Here is a 17,574-nt window from a genome sequence, read left to right as displayed (position 1 = left end):
GCTCCTGTTTAATCATGTGATTCAATCACTAACAATTGGCCAGGTAAGCGTTGTCTTAACCATAAATAATGCAACAAACCTAAGCCAAGCAAACTAAAACCAATTAATAACCATAATCGACTAGCTGTACCGGTTTGTGGCAATACTTGCGACGACTGAGCAGCATTTAAACCATGGGGCATATGCGGTTGTAACTGCACATCTATAGGATTATCAATCAATGGATTAACCGGAGTGACATCCACAGCAACTAAACTGGTTTGGCTGGTCACTAAGTGATACAACAAGCCTAATGCTTCAACTTGCTTATTGACGCGATCTCGGCTGGCATTGTCTTTATAAAGCTCAAGTGATGTTATTTGTGCATTTGCCCATAATAAATCGATGCCCTTAGCAGCCTGATTTTCTTCAAAATCAAGTTGTTGCTGCCAATATTGACCATTAATATTGCCAGACACTATGATGGGCTGTTGTTGGTGTGACGCCGATTTAATGCTTACCCAAAGTGGTTCATTTTGGTATAAATCGCTAATAGTCGTCGGCCAATAATCCGGTACGCTGCCATCAAGATAATACAAGCCAATATTGGTCAACACGGGTTGTTCAATTTTATTAAGTAATTGTTCAATTTTTTGCTGCACTTCAGACTCATTGCCAATGTAGGTAAATGTCCCTCGCCCCATTGTTGCCGCCCGACGCATAAAATCTGAGTTAGGCGCAGAGCCAATACCGACCGTGAATAATCGGCTGGCACCCAACTGATCGTTAATAAGCTGATACAACTCATGTTCATTGCCAACGGCACCGTCTGTCATAAAAATCACTTGGCGCAACATATCACTGCGTGTATCGGTTTGATCTGAATCTTGCTGTACGCTATCCACCAGCGCAGTTTGTAATGCACTGCGCATTTCGGTGCCGCCGTCGGCCTCTAATGACTGAATAAATCGGTTTGCTTTACCAATATTACGGCTATTAGCAGGCAATGGCGTTGCAGATAAAAGGGTTACGTCACTATTAAATTCAATAATATTAAAGCTGTCGATGTCACGCAGTCCTGCAAGGGCAAATTGCAATGCTTGCTTAGCTTGAGTGATTGACTGTCCAGACATAGAACCAGAGGTATCGATGACTAAAATTAGCTCGCGGGCAATAAGGTGTTGCTCGCTGACTTCCACACTCGGCGGCATTAACATCAAGAGTGAGTACATATTATTATCAACGGGGTTAGGCTGTCGTAGTGCAGTCTGTTCACGTTCAATACTATTGTTTTTCACATGGGTTTTACCGGTTTGATAAAACGTCGCCGCTTGTGGTACTGCGCCAACATTAGCTTGCCATTGCAGTACAAAATCACGGTCGGCAATTTGTTTGCTGGCAAAGTTCACACTGTAATGATTGCCTACATTAGATTGCTTAATCGGATGATAAAGACTGTCTAATGAGGTTAGTTCAAAACCAGCATCAATATTCACCTGCATCTTCACATCTAGTTCTGGCCTGACGTGTTTAACAGTCGTCGTATTAGCGCTCGATGGCATGGCCAATTGCGGCTGCTCGGTAGTGCTCTCAGCTTGCGGGTTATAACGCGGTGTTATCGCTAATGGAAAACGTAAGCTAAATACCCCATCACGATACTCAACCTTTTGTTGATAACTGATTTCCACCACGAGTTGTTCATGTGGCCCTAAATTGGCCACGTCAGAGGTAAACAAGTTGCGTCGTTGTTGCTGTAACAAACTCGCTTGTTTACCTTGTTTTTTGGCGGTTTCAAACGTTTGTAATGCTTGTTTTTTAGGTTGAATTTGTCCGGCGATAACTTTGTCGCCAATGCGTAATTTCATACTATCGACCGCAGCCGTTTCCGGTAACGGAAATAAGTATCGTCCATTAACCCATTGATCGGAGTCATTGATAAACACTTGCTTAACCGTGACCCGATTGAGTAATCCCGACACATCCATGCTCACTTGTGTATCTAGCGCAAAAGCTTGTATCACTTGATTTTGTTGAAAATACTCTAACGTGCCTTGGGTGATATCGTCATCTTGATAGCCAGACGGAGATGCAAATGCCGTTGTGATACTGGCATAAACGACAAACAACAAACCGAAACACAACAATTTACCAATATAATTAACAGACAAACGTGAGATCAAAAACAACGGGCGCATACTCGCTCCTTACCCATTTAGGCTACAACATCAATGTTTGCGCCTAGATGAGTAATATCAAAACAAAAAGGAAAATCCACGTGTAGATTTAGTTAGCAGCAAGTTCAGCACCGGGTGCCAATAACTTGAGCGTCACGCGACGGTCAAAAAAGTCGTTTTCAAAATTTTGTTCTTGATGCATTGGCAACGTTGAACCATAAGCCTGTCCATGCAAACGCTCACGAGCAATACCTTGTGCCGCTAAGTATTGGGTCACTTCAGCTAAACGCTGTTCAGACAACGCTTGGTTGAAAGCATTATCACCACGGCGATCGGCATAGCCCGTTAAATCAATGGTCAATTCTGGTGACAAACTCATCATGTAAGCCACATTATCTAACTGTTGTTCAAATAACGGCTCAATATGACTCGATCCGGTTTTAAACTGTACATTCATCCCAATGGTTAATTCATTAAGTATTTGTTGTTGATTCGCATTTTGTTCTGCCAAGCTAGACTGTAATTGATAATATTTATCCGACACCTGCTCCAATGACTGCTGCTTAGTGGTCAGAGCCATTAATTGCTCGTTGGTTTGAGTTAATTGTTGTTCTTGCTCCACCAATTGTTGTTTCTGGACGGTGAGCTCTGCTTCATCACCAACTGATTTACCAATAAAGGTGCCCGTAAATGCACCAATAATGGCACCAACAGGCCCAGCAATGACTGCGCCAAGTAAAATGCCCGAGCTCAAACCCACTAGCTCTTCAGTATGTTCACGTTCTTCGGGCACGTCAGTGTCATTGGCCCAGCTGACGTTTGAAATCATCATGGTAGAAATAATTGTTGCTGCGATAAGTTGCTTTTTCATAAAAAGTCCCGTTTAGCGGTGAGTTAAAAAATGATAGTTATCATCAATACATGAGTTAATGCGTTGCTGATTAACTCTATGTCGCTATTAAACACCTCATTGGTGGCTTTATTGGGGAGCAAAAATGGCAATGTGGCGATCAAATGTGGCAACAATATGGCAATTGCCCTCAACGGCTTTTTTGGACCATAAAATCCTGTATAGTCAGCCATGTACTCATTTATCAGCTTATTAATTGAAATTATCCCATGAAACGAATTGCCATTGTTGAAGACGAAACCGCTATCCGCGAAAACTACAAAGATGTCCTGCAACAGCATGGTTATAGTGTCCAAGCCTATGCCAACCGCCCAGCAGCCATGCTCGCCTTTAATGCCCGCTTACCTGACTTAGCCATTATTGATATTGGCTTAGAGCATGAAATTGACGGCGGATTTACCCTATGCCAAGCACTTAGGGCGATGTCGAGCGGCTTACCTATTATTTTTCTAACCGCCAGAGACAGCGACTTTGACACAGTGTGCGGCCTACGTTTAGGTGCCGACGACTACTTAACTAAAGATGTCAGCTTTCCTCACCTAATGGCCCGTATTGCAGCCTTATTTCGCCGCTCTGAATTAATCGGTTCAAGTGCCATTGAAGACAACTTACTCGAGCGCGGTCACCTCACTATTGATGGCAACCGTATTCAGGTGTATTGGAAATCGCTCCCAATAGAACTCACCGTCACCGAATTTTGGATGGTACATGCCATGGCAAAACACCCAGGACATGTACGCAGTCGACAAGATTTAATGCAAGAAGCTAAAATTTACGTCGACGACAGCACGATTACTTCACACGTAAAACGCATTCGTAAAAAATTTATCGCCATCGACACTGAGTTTGACTGTATCGATACCGTTTATGGCATGGGCTACCGCTGGGACAATATCTAACAGATGAATTTACCGATAGGACTACGAGCCAAAGTCGTCATTTTGTCGCTGTTTTTACTCTGTCTACCTTGGCTGGGGTATGAATATGTGTGGGAAATGGAAAAGTACTTACGTTATGGCCAAGAGAAAACCCTTGAAGGCACCACCCAAGCCCTTGCGACGGCCTTGCATGAACGGCCTAAGTTATTTGACAACCAAGCCAGTTTTTTAAAGCAAGTAGAAAAAGGCCGCGACTTATACGCCTACCCCCTAGCAGGGCCTATTCAACTGGACGGTAAACTGAGTGACTGGGACTTATACCGACATCGCACCCTTAACTATTCTGACGAACATGTTATTTATCAACGTAATAAATCCGACCCTGCCAATATCAGCTTTAGCCATATGGTGGGCAAATACGGCGGCTATTTATACGGTTTTTTTAAGGTCAATGATCCAAGCCTAATTTTTCGTAACCGTAAAAGCTTACGAATTGATAGAAACGATCACTTAGTCATGGCAACTCAATCACCAGACGGTCAGTTCAGACGTTATATTGTTGCCAATACCAAAAGTGGTTGGCTCAGTGCATTTGAACTACCCGCCGACCCCAGCCAATCAATGCCCGTTACGCCTGAGTCACGTATTCAAGGCCAGTGGTTAAAAACAGATAAGGGATACAATATTGAATTCAGGCTGCCGCTCGAAATGGTAGGCAGCAAATTAGGTTTTGCGATTCATAATGTTAACGATAGCAAAACACGGCAATTAGTGAATGTCATCGGTACATCGGCCACCGACTCAGTAGCCAGTTTAGGCACAGTATTAGTGCCCTCGCCTGAAATTGAAAATATCATTAAAGGCATGAGCCACAATAGTTCACGAATTTGGGTCGTCGATAATCATGGCCGCGTACTGGCCAAATCTGGTGATATTCGTTCATCGTCCAACACCTGGGCAGATGATATTGAGGTCAATCAACCAGACTCATTTTGGCTGCACTTTAAGCAGCAATATATTCTGCCGTTGTATTACAAAATATTGACCCGTCCACCACAAGACTTTATCGATTCGCTGCAAGACTCAACCGAACTGACTGGCAGCCATATTGAAAAAGCCTTAAGTGGCAAACAAGGCTCTACATGGCGCTTAACGCCAGACAACAAAGCCGTGGTATTAGCCGCTGCAAGCCCAATATGGATTGACGATAAAGTCATGGGGGTGGTTATTGCAGAAGAAACCACTCACGGCATTCGCAGTTTGCGCAACCGCGCCTTAGAAAAACTGTTTAACGTTATTTTGACCATTATGAGTATGGGCACATTAGCCTTGTTTATTTTTGCCTCGAGTATTTCAAGCCGCATCCGCCGTTTGCGTGATCAGGCCGAACTCGCCATCGACAGCCAAGGCCGAGTCAGACAGCAAATTGTCGCTTCCAAAAACCGAGATGAAATCGGTGATTTGTCTCGCAGCTTTTCTAGCATTGTCAGTCGTTTAGGACAATATACTCATTATTTAGAAAACATGTCGTCACGTTTATCGCACGAACTCCGTACCCCTGTAGCCGTGGTACGTAGCTCACTTGAACATTTAGGCTTACAACAACTGGACGATCAATCACAAAAGTACGTCAGTCGCGCCCAAGAAGGTGTGAGTCGCTTGCACCTTATTTTAAATAACTTAAGCGAAGCAACTCGTCTCGAAGCCAGTTTGACCCAAGCTGAAAGCTGTCGTTTTTCATTAAAGAAAGTGATTAGCGGTTGCATGCAAGGCTATCAAATGACTTATCCAGATCAGCTCTTTAGCATCCACATTGAAGATAAAGCCATGTATTGCGACGGTGTACCAGAATACATCGCCCAATTAATGGATAAGTTAATCAACAACGCAATTGAGTTTCATCAGCCCGACAGCGCCATCACCGTCAGCCTGACCCAATATCAAAAACAAGCGATATTAACCGTCAGTAACATTGGTCCTTTACTGCCAAAAGACATGAACAGCCAGATTTTTGAATCTATGGTGTCAATCAGGCCTCAAGGCATTAATGGCAAGCCCCATCTAGGATTAGGCTTGTATATTGCGAGACTAGTCAGTGATTTTCATCATGGCACCATTAAAGCGACTAACATGACAAAAAATGGGGTAGAAGGAGTTGAAATGAGCCTCAGTTTACCGCTAAGTGATGAAAAATAGTCAAGCTTGTCAATTAGGCGGTTTTATTTACGTTTGTTGGTGCTAGGATAATGAACATCAGTAGATCACTCACCGTAGCGCATTTATCCATATCATTGATATTTTGCTAATAAACATTAGCTAAAACGTAAACCGTGGACTCTACACATAATGGAAGTAACAACATGAGCAAAGACGATAAGTTAGCCACCCAAATTGTTAGCGTTGGCCGCGAAAAAAAGTTCACTAAAGGCATTATTAATCCGCCAGTATTCAGAGCATCGACAGTGGTGTTCGACACCATGGATGAGATGCGCTTTGCGATTAAAAATAAAACCAACGGTGAAATGTTTTATGGTCGTCGCGGCACCCCAACCCATTTTTCATTTCAACAGGCCATATGTGAACTTGAAGGCGGTGCTGGCACTGCGTTATACCCTTCTGGTGCGGGCGCAATCAGCAGCGCTTTGTTATCATTTTTAAAAAGTGGCGACCATTTATTAATGGTCGACACAGCCTATGAACCAACGCGCGATTTATGCAATAAAATGCTGGCAGGTTTTGGCATCGAAACCACCTATTACGACCCAATGATTGGCGCAGGTATTCGTGAGTTAATTCGTCCTAACACCAAGGTATTATTTTTAGAATCACCAGGTTCTATCACCATGGAAGTGCAAGATGTACCGACGCTTAGCCGTATCGCTCACGAACATGATGTCATTGTAATGCTGGATAATACCTGGGCATCTCCCATTAATTCTCGTCCATTCGATATGGGTATCGACATCTCTATTCAAGCCGCCACCAAGTACATTGTCGGCCATTCAGATGTCATGATGGGTACGGCAACTGCCAATGAAAAACATTGGGAACAACTGCGCGAAAACAGTTACTTAATGGGCCAAACGACTTCGCCGGATGACGTCTATTTAGCTGCGCGAGGCTTACGAACCTTAGGGGTACGTATGGCACAACATAATAAAAATGCCTTAAAAGTGGCTAATTGGTTAGCGACTCGTCCAGAAGTGGACCATATCCGTCATCCTGCGTTTGATACTTGCCCTGGTCACGAATTTTTCAAACGCGACTTTAGCAGCGGTAATGGCTTATTTTCGTTTGTACTTAAGCAAGGCGACTTAGCGTCTGTCACTGCTTTTGTTGAAAACATGGACCATTTTAAAATGGGCTTTTCATGGGGCGGTTTCGAAAGCTTAATTTTAGGGGTATTTGGTATTAACAATATCCGTACTGCGACCCAATGGGACAGCAGTAAACCATTAATACGCTTACACATTGGACTTGAAGATGCCGACGATTTAATTGCCGATCTCGATGCTGCATTTAGCCGATATAATGCAATATTACAGAAATAACCATTACTCACTATTGACGGTAAAATCTGTACACTGTTTCGAAAAAACGTTTATGGAATATTCACATTAAAAGGAAATAAATGAATATCATCAAATTAGTCTTACTCAGCCTGTGCATTAGCATTGGTTATTATGCATTAAGCATCATGGCAATCGGCCAGTCTGCTGCCGGCAACTTATTGTGGCGATTAAATAGCAGTGAATATCCATTACTGGCTCACCTTGCGCAGAACTTTATTGGTATCGGTTTAGCCGCGTTTATTCCTGCGTTTCTAGTGAAAAGCTACGAGCCAGCAAGACAATGGATAGCCATTACGATTGTGATTTTAGGTGCGATGTTATTGCACGGCAATATTCATTTCATGCCATGGGATCCTATGGGCATTGTGAGATTTGTAAACAACACTTTGTTCTACGGGGATATCGGTGCAAAAGTGTTGTTTTTCTATATCTTGTTGCTCCCTATACTGTGGTTGTTGCTGCTTAAACGTATGGCTCGTATTTAAAAAAGTCCGAATTTGAGCGCAAAAAAAGCAAGTTGAACATATCTTGCTAGTTAAGATAACAAACAATCTAAGCCCTGAGCCGTTATCGCCTCAGGGCTTTTTGTTATCAATAATGATAATTTATACAATGGCTAAACTTACTTGATGATATCGCCCGCCCAATTTAAATTACGCCACAAATGAAATGTTATCTCACTCTTGTCGGTCTTATTAAGTACACCACTATTTGCCAACTAGAATATGACTATGTGTAGCACACCAAAAACCAATCTAGCCGCTGCCACACCCAAAGTTCCTTTTCGGAGCTTTATGGCCAGCATGACATTGGCTCAACGACAACAGTTCGCCGAAGTTGCGAACCTTGCCGATGAACGGCGTAAAATAAGAGAAGATCGACTCAAAGGTCAATCCAATAGCAAAAATGCAGCAAGTACATCAAACACGACTCGAAATCAAAACATGCCATTCATCAAAAAGCTGCTTCAATTTTGTAAGCAACACATTGTGATATAAGCCAATATATCTTTAATGACTAAACGGCTTATTGCAGATTAGTCTTCTAATACTGAGATAAAAATTCTGTCTGAATTCCACAATTCAATTATCTTGCGGGTCTTCTTTGAGTTCCAAAAACATTTCCCAAACAGAATAATCCCCGCACCTTCTAACTGACGCCCTTCCGATACATTAAAACGTTCCAATATTATCGATTTATATTTAGAGATAGGAATGCCAACATCATTACAATCAGATGGGTTTAACCAATCAAGTTCTTTATCTAGATGTGAAATCGTACCCCAATACATTTTAGGCTTTGCTTCTTTGGCATTAGCACTTGGCTCAGCCTCGGCAAAGTTAACAAATAAATTCTTGGCTTTAAATTTGTAGCCCGTATCAAGCTCAATCAAGGTACTTGATTCAGCTAAATCGCTGCCACGCATCAAGCTATTGAGGATTTTCTCTAGCCCTAATACTTTGACTTTGCTTTGTTCAATATTGCGAGTGTGTTTGCCACTTGTATTAGCGTTTTTTGTGGGGGGCGTTGGGGTTGATGTAGGGACTACAGCTTGCTCCTCTATGACTGGCTTTTTGGTGTTTGCTAACATGAAATCAATGCTAATAATATCAGCATCAGAAATGACTTTATTCACTTCTACACTATGCCGAGTCTCTCGGTCTCGTTGAGTTGAAGGATGACCTTCATCGCATCCTGCAACATGATATCGAGAGCCAAAACACGCTACTTTACCGTCTGAGCTTCTCTTACGATAGTAAGCTTTTCCTTCGCACTCAGGGCATTGTAAAAACTGCCTAAATTTTTCAATTTCAGTTTCAGGTAACATCTGAAATTTCAAAATTGAAAAAGTGTGCCTTTCACCACCATAAGTACAAACAGCATCAATCATTTAATATCCACATCTTCTTTAAAAGCGTACCTTTAACATTAGTGATAAAGGTACTTTTAACCCCTACAGAACAATAGCAAGTTATTAATAAAAATCCTATTTTTCAATAATACTAATCTCTGTCGCAGACTTTATAGGTTGAGCTAAACATACTAGAAATAGCGTCGATTTAGACCATTGGTTCCATCAGAGCGTAGGTATGTGCAGACTAATGCTATCGTTACATTACGAAGCAAATAAGCGAGTTAAATGAGCTTTATAACGGCTCGTATCGCTTTCAATATCTGGATTCTTAATCACATCATTACTCATAAAGGTTTCAAGTTGTGACATACCTAAAAACTGATGCGCTTTATGCATAGCCAAATAAACCCCATCAACACCAACACCTTCAAAGAACTGGTTCGGATCGGTAAAGGCTTCTGCAGGCGCGTTCCACGTAACGCTAAGCATGTATTGTTTGCCTTGTATTAGCCCATCAGAGCCATATTTGTGCTCGGCATTTTTACGGGTGCGTCCGTCACTTTGATACAGACGACCATGGCCAATGGTAAATACTTCATCAATATATTTTTTAACAATCCACGGTGCGCCCATCCACCAAGCAGGTGTTTGTTGAACTATGCTGCCGTAAGCTCACAAATTGAGTTAGTAAAAAATGAAAATCTCATCGATTTATTAGAGCAGCGAACCGATATTGCCATTCGAATAGGTGAACTTAAAGACTCGACGTTAACAGCATCTCCACTGGGGTTAAGTCAAATTAGGATCTTAGCTAGCCCTGACTACTTAGCTAAACACGGTACACCAACAACCGTCGAAGATTTAACGCAACATCAGTTATTAGGTTTCAGCTCGTTAGAAAAGTTAAATCATTGGCCGATTTACGATGCATTTAATAACCTGTTGCATATTCAAACCAATATTAAAGCCGACAGTGGAGAAACCTTAAGGCAACTCGCGTTGTGCGGTACGGGAATTGTGTGCTTATCAGACTTTACACAACAAGATATTAAAGTAGGACCCTTGGTGCAGTTATTCACGACTACTACACTCAAAATTGAACAACCTATAAATATTGTTTATTACCGAAATAAAGAGCTGTCAAAGAGGGTCAGCTCGTTTATTGAGCTCATGAAACAAGCGGTCAAATCCTAAAAAACGATTCAATTATTATGTTGAGGGAATATTGGGGATATTTTTGCTAATAGGTATTTTGCTAATGGTCATTAATACCGACATGCTGATTTTTACTATTAAGTCGTTAGGTAACTTTCATCCACTATTACTTCCTCAACGTTACACGAAATAACTTTCTTGGTAACGAACCTTCTTCGAATTCATCAACGGAAACCAATTTATACCCTTTAGCTAATTGTGTTACCTTTTCTTTTGAGAAAAAATGTACAATAAAGCCGCCAACTTCATACATATCCTCTCCTATACAGGTTCCTGTTCCATAATCAGAATCTCCAGTATGCCTTACTGTGTATATGTTAAGCCCGCTCGGCTTTAACACTCGTTTTATCTCGCTTGAGAGAAACTCAAGCTCATTGGTAGTTAATGCCATGCAATAAAGCATATGGGAAAAACAAGCATCAAATGAGTCATTTTCATAAGGAAGTGGATTTCTAATATCATGACATCTCGCGGTGACCAGTTGAGAAAGCGCATTATTTTCTGCTTTTTTTGTTATAGCATGCACACCTGACTGGCAATAATCTAGCACCTGAACACAAATACCATTTTCGGCAAAGAACATGGTATCTCGCCCCTGACCACCGCCAATTTCAAGGACATTAGTTTTACCTTCTTTTTTAAATATTTCTACAGCTTTTACAGCCGCATCACTTGGGAATTCTCCAAACATATTGGGTTTACCGGAAAATATACTTTCCCAGTGTTGTTCTTGCTTGTTTAGATGTTCTACATCCAAATTCGTGTTTACAATTTTTCTATTTGTCACAAAAAGACTCCTTTCATGTGTTCAAATTTATCCTTCGATATTCCGCCTTTGGCGTAATGTGTAGAAGAAATTCAATGCTGATTACGAATCTTTTGACATGAAGTGATATTGTTCAGAACCTTTATACCAATCCTTATTAGAATATGATCTATTTTAGGCTGCGTCACTAGGCCCAGTACAATGAAAATGACTGTAGGTGTAGTCTTCTACATCAAAGTCATTTGAAGCAGTAATGGGGGTTGTGACACTGCCCCGAAGGGCGAATTTATCAGAGTGGTCTTCTTTGTTAGCCTTTCTTAACGTACGACTGCATGGATGCAGGAGGTAGAGCAACGCAGGAGCAGTTGCCGAGAACGACTATGTCTTCAAAAGGCTGCCTCGAATACCTCACTGATAATTTTCGCTAAAAGAGCAAATTCTAATGCGGATTGGTATTAGTTATATTACAGCGAACGACATATTTAAATCCTTTCTCATCTGCTCTGTGAGCAATAGCGCTTTATGTTTGGTTTCCTCACCAAGGTGACTTCTGGCTTTAATTAGCAAGCTTCGTATTTCTGAAGGATGACTAGTGCAATATTGTGACTTAATGAAACTGTACACCGACATGAAGTCAATGAGCCTTAAGAAAAAATAGTATAAAAAGTGTTGTAACGACTCACTTTGCCTACCTAAAAGCGCACCTTGTTTTATCATTACATCATCACTGGCCGTTACAACAAAATAAATCAGAAATAAATAAATCAGGCAAATAAATCAAGCCAGCCATTGTAAAACAATGACAGTTGCCAACCTGAAGCGTTGGCACGACTGATTATAATGTTATTTAAAGGGATGTCGTTACATGCGGCAGAGGGAGCAACTAAAGAAACTAAAGACGAGTTGCACCAAATTTCTGAAATGGTCGTTGACGGGATCCTCTGTCAACATGTGAATGAGGTTTAGTCGGATTTGTTCGGCTGCGCCTCATATCTATGCCAAATATAGTGGTTCTCCTTAGGACCTCAATAATAGCTCTTATGAATCTCGCAATTCTCGACGTAAGATCTTTCCTACATTTGATTTTGGCAATTCATCTCTAAATTCGATTATCCTTGGGTTTTTATAACCGGTAAGATATTTTCTACAATGTTTTTTTATTTCATCAACGGTCACATTACCTTTGCGTACAATAAATAATTTAACTTTTTCTCCTGTAGCGTCATCAGGAATGCCAATGGCCGCAGCTTCGATGATGTGAGGGTGAAGTGTTGCAACTTCTTCAATTTCAGTTGGAAAAACATTAAATCCCGAAACTAGAATCATATCTTTTTTACGGTCTTCAATATAAAAAATCCCATCGTCATCCATTCTTCCAATATCGCCAGAGCTTAACCAACCTCCTGGATGCATTACAATATTGGTTTCGGCTTCTTGTTGCCAATAGCCTTTCATCACTTGGGGCCCTCTAATTTGGATTTCACCAATTTGGTTGGGACCTAAAGGTTCATTTTTTTCATTAACGATACGGAGTTCAGTGCTGGGTAAAGGGACACCAATTGAAGAAATAAATGATTGTTGTTGATGAGTACCTGCAGCGACCACTGGGGAACATTCAGTTAAGCCATAACCTTCTATTACTGGCATTCCAGTGAGCTCTTGCCAACGATCAGCAATATGTTTCTGCGTCGGCATTCCACCTGCAATAGTAAAACGAGCGTGACTAAAATCTAATTTTTGAAAACCAGCATGATTGTTTAGACCATTAAAAAGTGTATTTAAACCAAAAACCATTGTGAATGGATATTTACTTAAATCTGCTACGAAACCGTCTATATCTCTTGGGTTGGTAATGAGTAAATTCGTTGCACCGAGAAAGAGCATAAACATCATACTCACTGAGTTAGCAAAAATATGATAAAGCGGAAGTGGGGTTACTGCATATTCCTTATCATATAAGGTTCTTGGGCTAAAATGAGCATGAACCTGTAGAACGTTAGAAATAATATTACTATGAGTAAGCATTGCCCCTTTCGAAGGACCCGTCGTTCCACCTGTATATTGGAGGTATGCTAAATCATCTACTGTTATTTGGGGATCAATAAAGGGAAGTTTCTTGCCTTCGGTTAACGCTCTACGCAATGAAATAGCGTCGGGAATATGATATTTAGGCACTATTTTTTTGACATGTTTGATAAGAAAGTTAACCAATGTACGCTTATGAATCGCTAACTCATCGCCGATTTTGGTTAAAATAACATGCTTAATATTAGTCTCATGCAGTATTTGCTGAAGGTTATTACCAAAATTTGTTACGGCAACAATAGCACTGGACCCCGAATCTCTTAATTGATGTTTTAGCTCTCGAGGGGTATAAAGTGGATTAACATTGACAATAATGAGTCCTGCTTTTAATGCTCCTAAAATAGTAATGGGATATTGCAATAAATTAGGCATCATCAAGGCGATTCGCTCACCTTTTTTCATTTTTAGTTCAGATTGTAGATAAGCAGCAAAAGCGTTACTTTTACTTTCGAGATCTTGGTAGGATAAGCTATGTCCCATATTAATATATGCTGCTTTTTTAGCATGCGCACTAAAAGACTCTTTAAATAAATCATTGATATTATTATACATACTTGAGTCTATTTTTGTGGGCACATCCTCAGGATATTGTTTTAACCACGGTTTATCATTTGTCATTATAGCCATCATTAATGTTGTTGTTTAAACACCACTATTGTAAATTAATTTACCTAATTAGTATAAAAATAATAGGCTTAATCCAATGAATTAACTACTGTTCTAGGGGGTTAGCAGTAGCAAATTTCTCGGAGTGTGACTCGTCCCTACTTTTATCGCTTTTCCGGTTAACTTTATCGTTCTTCAACAATGAAAAAAGCATTCAGCTACTGCATTATCATGACAGTTTCTACTGTGTATTGTGACTTAATGAAACTGTACACCGATATGAAGTCAATGAGCCTTAAGAGAAAACGGTGTAAACAATGTTGAAACGACTCACTTTGCCTACCTAAAAGCGCACCTTGTTTTATCGTTACATCATCACTGGCCGTTATAAGGTACTTAGCACAGGATGATTAGACTTGTTATTCAAAACACCAACGCCATTTGTTATCAGCGATATCACTGCATCATGTTGATGTTAAGCATGTATTTACGTTGAAATAAAAAAACGGGATTGGCATGCTGGAGCCAATCCCGTTTTGAGTTTTTAATGCTTAGTGTTTGTTACTTATTGCTTAGCACTGGCGTACGTGGAGGAATAACGCGCTTGCTGCCAGTCGCCTCAAATGCCCCCGCAAAACGAAGCAAATCATTGTCATCATAAGCACGACCTGCAAAAGTCAAACCTACTGGCATGCCAATGTCGGCCATTACGCCCATTGGCACAGTCACTGTCGGTACACCTAAGTGGCGAATAGCAAGGTTACCGTTGGCAACCCACACACCATTACTCCACGCAATGTCCGCAGAAGCTGGATTAACCTGTGCATCTGCTGGGCCTACATCAGCCATAGTTGGGAACAACACAGCATCAAGTTTGAGTTCGTCCATCCAATCTTCAAGATCCAACTTGCGTGTCTTCTCTAAGCCACGCAGCCCATCCGGTATGCTGTCGATTTGGTTATACGACTTAAGGCCTCTTTTGGCCATGTTGACGTATTCATCCATGCCTGCGGCGAGGTCACCCTCACGGTTAGGCAAGGTGCCAAGATCATGTGGGAAAATCAAATGGCCGTTGACGTCTTCCAGTTTGTTCAATTTAGGATCATTATTAGCACGCAAGAATTCATCTAAAGCCCAACCCGATAGCGCCCATAGCTCATCGTCGAGAAACTCAGGGGTGACCATGCCACGATTGAACACAGTCGGCGCACCAGGGCGATCACCTTCACAGTTAGAAACCAGCGGAAAGTCCACTTCAATGACTTCAGCTCCGGCAGATTCCAGCGCTGAGCGTGCAGCTTCCCATAAATCGATAACAGACGCACGAGTATGGATGCGCTGGCCAGTCGGGCCGCCAATGCCAGGGTTTTCGCTGGTGCCAGCCAATTCATCTTTATTGATGTACATGCGCGGTACGCCAAAACGCTTACCTTTAAGCGTGTCGGCTTGAGCAGCAAGATCCAGATAAGATTTTGGACGGACGGTTGATGCTTTTGGGATTTCAACCCAAGGTTGTAGACGCCATAAATCACCACGAGTAATAGGGTCGTCTGCAACGATAACGTCCAGCACTTCAAGCATATCTGCCATAGTACGAGTATAAGGCACCACAACATCCATAGTCGGTGTCAACGGCCAGTTACCACGCACAGAAATCACCCCACGTGATGGAGTATAAGCACACAAACCGTTGTTAGATGCTGGCCCACGACCGCTCGACCATGTCTCTTCAGCTAGACCAAAAGCAGAATAACTTGCAGCGGTACCAGTACCTGCACCATTTGAAGAACCAGAGGCGAACGGAGCGGTAAGATAATTAGCATTGTATGGGCTTTCGGCGCGACCGTAGTGACCGCGCTGCATACCACCATTAGCCATAGGTGGCATATTGGTTTTACCCAAACAAATAGCACCTGCATCGCGCAGACGTTCGACGGCAAAGGCATCGTATTGAGCAACCAAGTCCTTAAACGCTGGGCTACCAGAAGCCGCAGTAAGCCCCTTAACTAGGTAGCTGTCTTTGACTGTATAGGGAACACCGTCCAGTGGACTCAGTGTTTCACCACGAGCTCGGCGTGCATCAGAAGCTTCCGCTTCCTTTAACGCATCTGGGTTGCGAACCACTAGCGCATTCAGCTTGGTCTGTGTCGCTGGGCCGTCGTAAGCATCAATCCGTGTTAGATAAGACTTCACCAGTTCAACTGCTGTGGTGCGACCGGATTCGAGAGCTGTACGCAGCTCGGCAATGGGAACCTCAGTGACTTCGAACATGTTACGACCTCTTCTTAAAAGCCAATTGTGTTGAAACAACAGTGACATAAATGGTCACTGTGTTCTGCTTAAGTTTACTTATTTTCCAGAGGGGATCTGTTGGGTAATACAATGGATATTACCACCACCTAATAGGATCTCACGGGCAGGCACACCGACAATCTCATACTCGGGAAAAATCTCTTGCAATTTCTGCGTTGCAATATCATCAGTTGCGGGGTCGAGTAACGGAAAAACAATACGATTGTTGGTAATTAAAAAGTTCGCATAAGAACCCGCTAAACGCTCGCCCGCCGTGCGTGGAACACCAGTCCCCTCTACTACGCCTTGCGCTTCTTCTTCTGTGCAATACAAAGGACCAGGCTGTGGTAGTAAATGGACTTTTAACTTACGCCCCTGTGCATCAACAGTATTTTGCAAAATATCCAAAGCGGCTTTTGAACGAGGATACTGCGGATCGGTTTGATCATCAGTCCAGTGTAAAACCACTTCGCCTGGGCGAGCAAAACAGCATATATTATCAATATGTCCGTCAGTCTCATCCATGTACACGCCTTCTGGTAACCAGATAAACTGCTTAACATTTAAATATTCAGCCAGTAATGCTTCTATCTGTTCACGAGTTAAATCTGGATTGCGGTTACTGTTAAGCAAACATTCAGCCGTGGTCATGCAGGTGCCTTCACCGTCGACATGAATAGAACCACCTTCAAGAATAAGCGGAGCCTGATAACGCTCAAATCCATGCTGGGTCAGCATTTGTTGTGCGACTTGTTCGTCCTTATCCCATGGAAAGTACAAACCACCGTTATTGCCACCCCAGGCATTAAAGCCCCAATCAACACCACGGCATTCGCCCTTGGCATTCACCACAACTGTAGGCCCGGTATCGCGAGCCCAGCAATCATTGCTATCTATTTCGACTAAGGTAACGTGAGAAGGCATGACCGTCTTGGCTTGTGCCAAAAACTCCTTGGGTACCCCCATATAAACAGGGGTAACAGCACCAATGGCATCTGCCACTTTAGCAAACGTCGCCTGAGCATAAGCCCCAGCAGAGCGCCAGTTATCAGGACGATATGGCCAAATCATCCACACAGCTTGCTGCGGGACCCATTCGGCTGGCATGCAAAAACCATCTTGGGATGGTTTAGTCGTTAACTGCGTGGCATCCACATTCATGTTTGTCATGAGTTTTGTCTCCGGTGATGCTAAAAAACGATAAGGGAGTGCGCCCAACATAGGACGACAGAATAAAAATAC

14 protein-coding genes are annotated in these 17,574 nt (G+C 42.2%); 6 read left to right on the top strand and 8 right to left on the bottom strand.

Going from position 1 to position 17,574, the window contains the following annotated elements; all coding sequences use genetic code 11:
* Positions 1–8 precede the first annotated feature (8 nt).
* Entirely contained in the window at positions 9–2,174 is a 2,166-nt protein-coding gene (locus FH971_RS08275; protein ID WP_140233987.1) for a marine proteobacterial sortase target protein, read from the bottom strand.
* 88 nt (positions 2,175–2,262) lie between these two features.
* Positions 2,263–3,024: a sortase-associated OmpA-like protein PdsO gene (pdsO, locus tag FH971_RS08270; RefSeq protein WP_140233986.1), complete on the bottom strand. Its 762-nt coding sequence runs from the start codon at positions 3,022–3,024 to the stop codon at positions 2,263–2,265.
* 248 nt (positions 3,025–3,272) lie between these two features.
* Here pdsO and pdsR point away from each other — a divergent pair, with 248 nt between their 5' ends.
* From pdsR to FH971_RS08245, 5 genes are all read left to right on the top strand, one after another.
* Entirely contained in the window at positions 3,273–3,962 is a 690-nt protein-coding gene (gene pdsR, locus FH971_RS08265; RefSeq protein WP_140233985.1) for a proteobacterial dedicated sortase system response regulator, read from the top strand.
* Positions 3,963–3,965: 3 nt separating this feature from the next.
* Positions 3,966–6,137, top strand: a complete 2,172-nt coding sequence (pdsS, locus tag FH971_RS08260) for a proteobacterial dedicated sortase system histidine kinase (protein WP_140233984.1) — start codon at positions 3,966–3,968, stop codon at positions 6,135–6,137.
* A gap of 164 nt (positions 6,138–6,301) precedes the next feature.
* Entirely contained in the window at positions 6,302–7,492 is a 1,191-nt protein-coding gene (locus tag FH971_RS08255) for a cystathionine beta-lyase (RefSeq protein WP_140233983.1), read from the top strand.
* A gap of 80 nt (positions 7,493–7,572) precedes the next feature.
* Complete coding sequence (locus tag FH971_RS08250; protein WP_140233982.1) at positions 7,573–7,998, top strand: hypothetical protein; 426 nt, start codon at positions 7,573–7,575, stop codon at positions 7,996–7,998.
* Positions 7,999–8,244: 246 nt separating this feature from the next.
* Positions 8,245–8,511, top strand: a complete 267-nt coding sequence (locus FH971_RS08245; protein ID WP_140233981.1) for a hypothetical protein — start codon at positions 8,245–8,247, stop codon at positions 8,509–8,511.
* Between the two features lie 38 nt (positions 8,512–8,549).
* Here FH971_RS08245 and FH971_RS08240 read toward each other — a convergent pair whose 3' ends face one another.
* Positions 8,550–9,404, bottom strand: a complete 855-nt coding sequence (locus FH971_RS08240) for a hypothetical protein (protein WP_140233980.1) — start codon at positions 9,402–9,404, stop codon at positions 8,550–8,552.
* 225 nt (positions 9,405–9,629) lie between these two features.
* Entirely contained in the window at positions 9,630–10,001 is a 372-nt protein-coding gene (locus FH971_RS08235) for an NAD(P)H-dependent oxidoreductase (protein ID WP_140233979.1), read from the bottom strand.
* An 18-nt stretch (positions 10,002–10,019) separates the two neighbouring features.
* Between FH971_RS08235 and FH971_RS08230 the strand changes: the two genes are divergently transcribed.
* The gene (locus FH971_RS08230; RefSeq protein WP_206194449.1) at positions 10,020–10,562 is read left to right on the top strand and encodes a LysR substrate-binding domain-containing protein; all 543 of its coding nucleotides are present in this window, start codon (positions 10,020–10,022) and stop codon (positions 10,560–10,562) included.
* Positions 10,563–10,689: 127 nt separating this feature from the next.
* Here FH971_RS08230 and FH971_RS08225 read toward each other — a convergent pair whose 3' ends face one another.
* The 4 genes from FH971_RS08225 to aguA all read right to left on the bottom strand — a co-directional run bounded on the left by FH971_RS08225 (position 10,690) and on the right by aguA (position 17,502).
* Positions 10,690–11,370, bottom strand: a complete 681-nt coding sequence (locus FH971_RS08225) for a class I SAM-dependent methyltransferase (RefSeq protein WP_240778460.1) — start codon at positions 11,368–11,370, stop codon at positions 10,690–10,692.
* Between the two features lie 1,017 nt (positions 11,371–12,387).
* Positions 12,388–14,064 (bottom strand): AMP-binding protein, encoded by a 1,677-nt coding sequence (locus FH971_RS08220; protein ID WP_140233977.1) that lies wholly within the window; start codon positions 14,062–14,064, stop codon positions 12,388–12,390.
* Between the two features lie 537 nt (positions 14,065–14,601).
* Positions 14,602–16,311, bottom strand: coding sequence for an amidase (locus FH971_RS08215; RefSeq protein ID WP_140233976.1), 1,710 nt, complete (start codon positions 16,309–16,311; stop codon positions 14,602–14,604).
* Positions 16,312–16,389: 78 nt separating this feature from the next.
* Positions 16,390–17,502, bottom strand: coding sequence for an agmatine deiminase (gene aguA, locus FH971_RS08210; RefSeq protein ID WP_140233975.1), 1,113 nt, complete (start codon positions 17,500–17,502; stop codon positions 16,390–16,392).
* Positions 17,503–17,574: the final 72 nt, after the last annotated feature.

Source organism: Shewanella polaris (assembly GCF_006385555.1).
Lineage (GTDB): Bacteria > Pseudomonadota > Gammaproteobacteria > Enterobacterales > Shewanellaceae > Shewanella > Shewanella polaris.
This window is presented reverse-complemented; position numbering and strand designations above follow the sequence as displayed.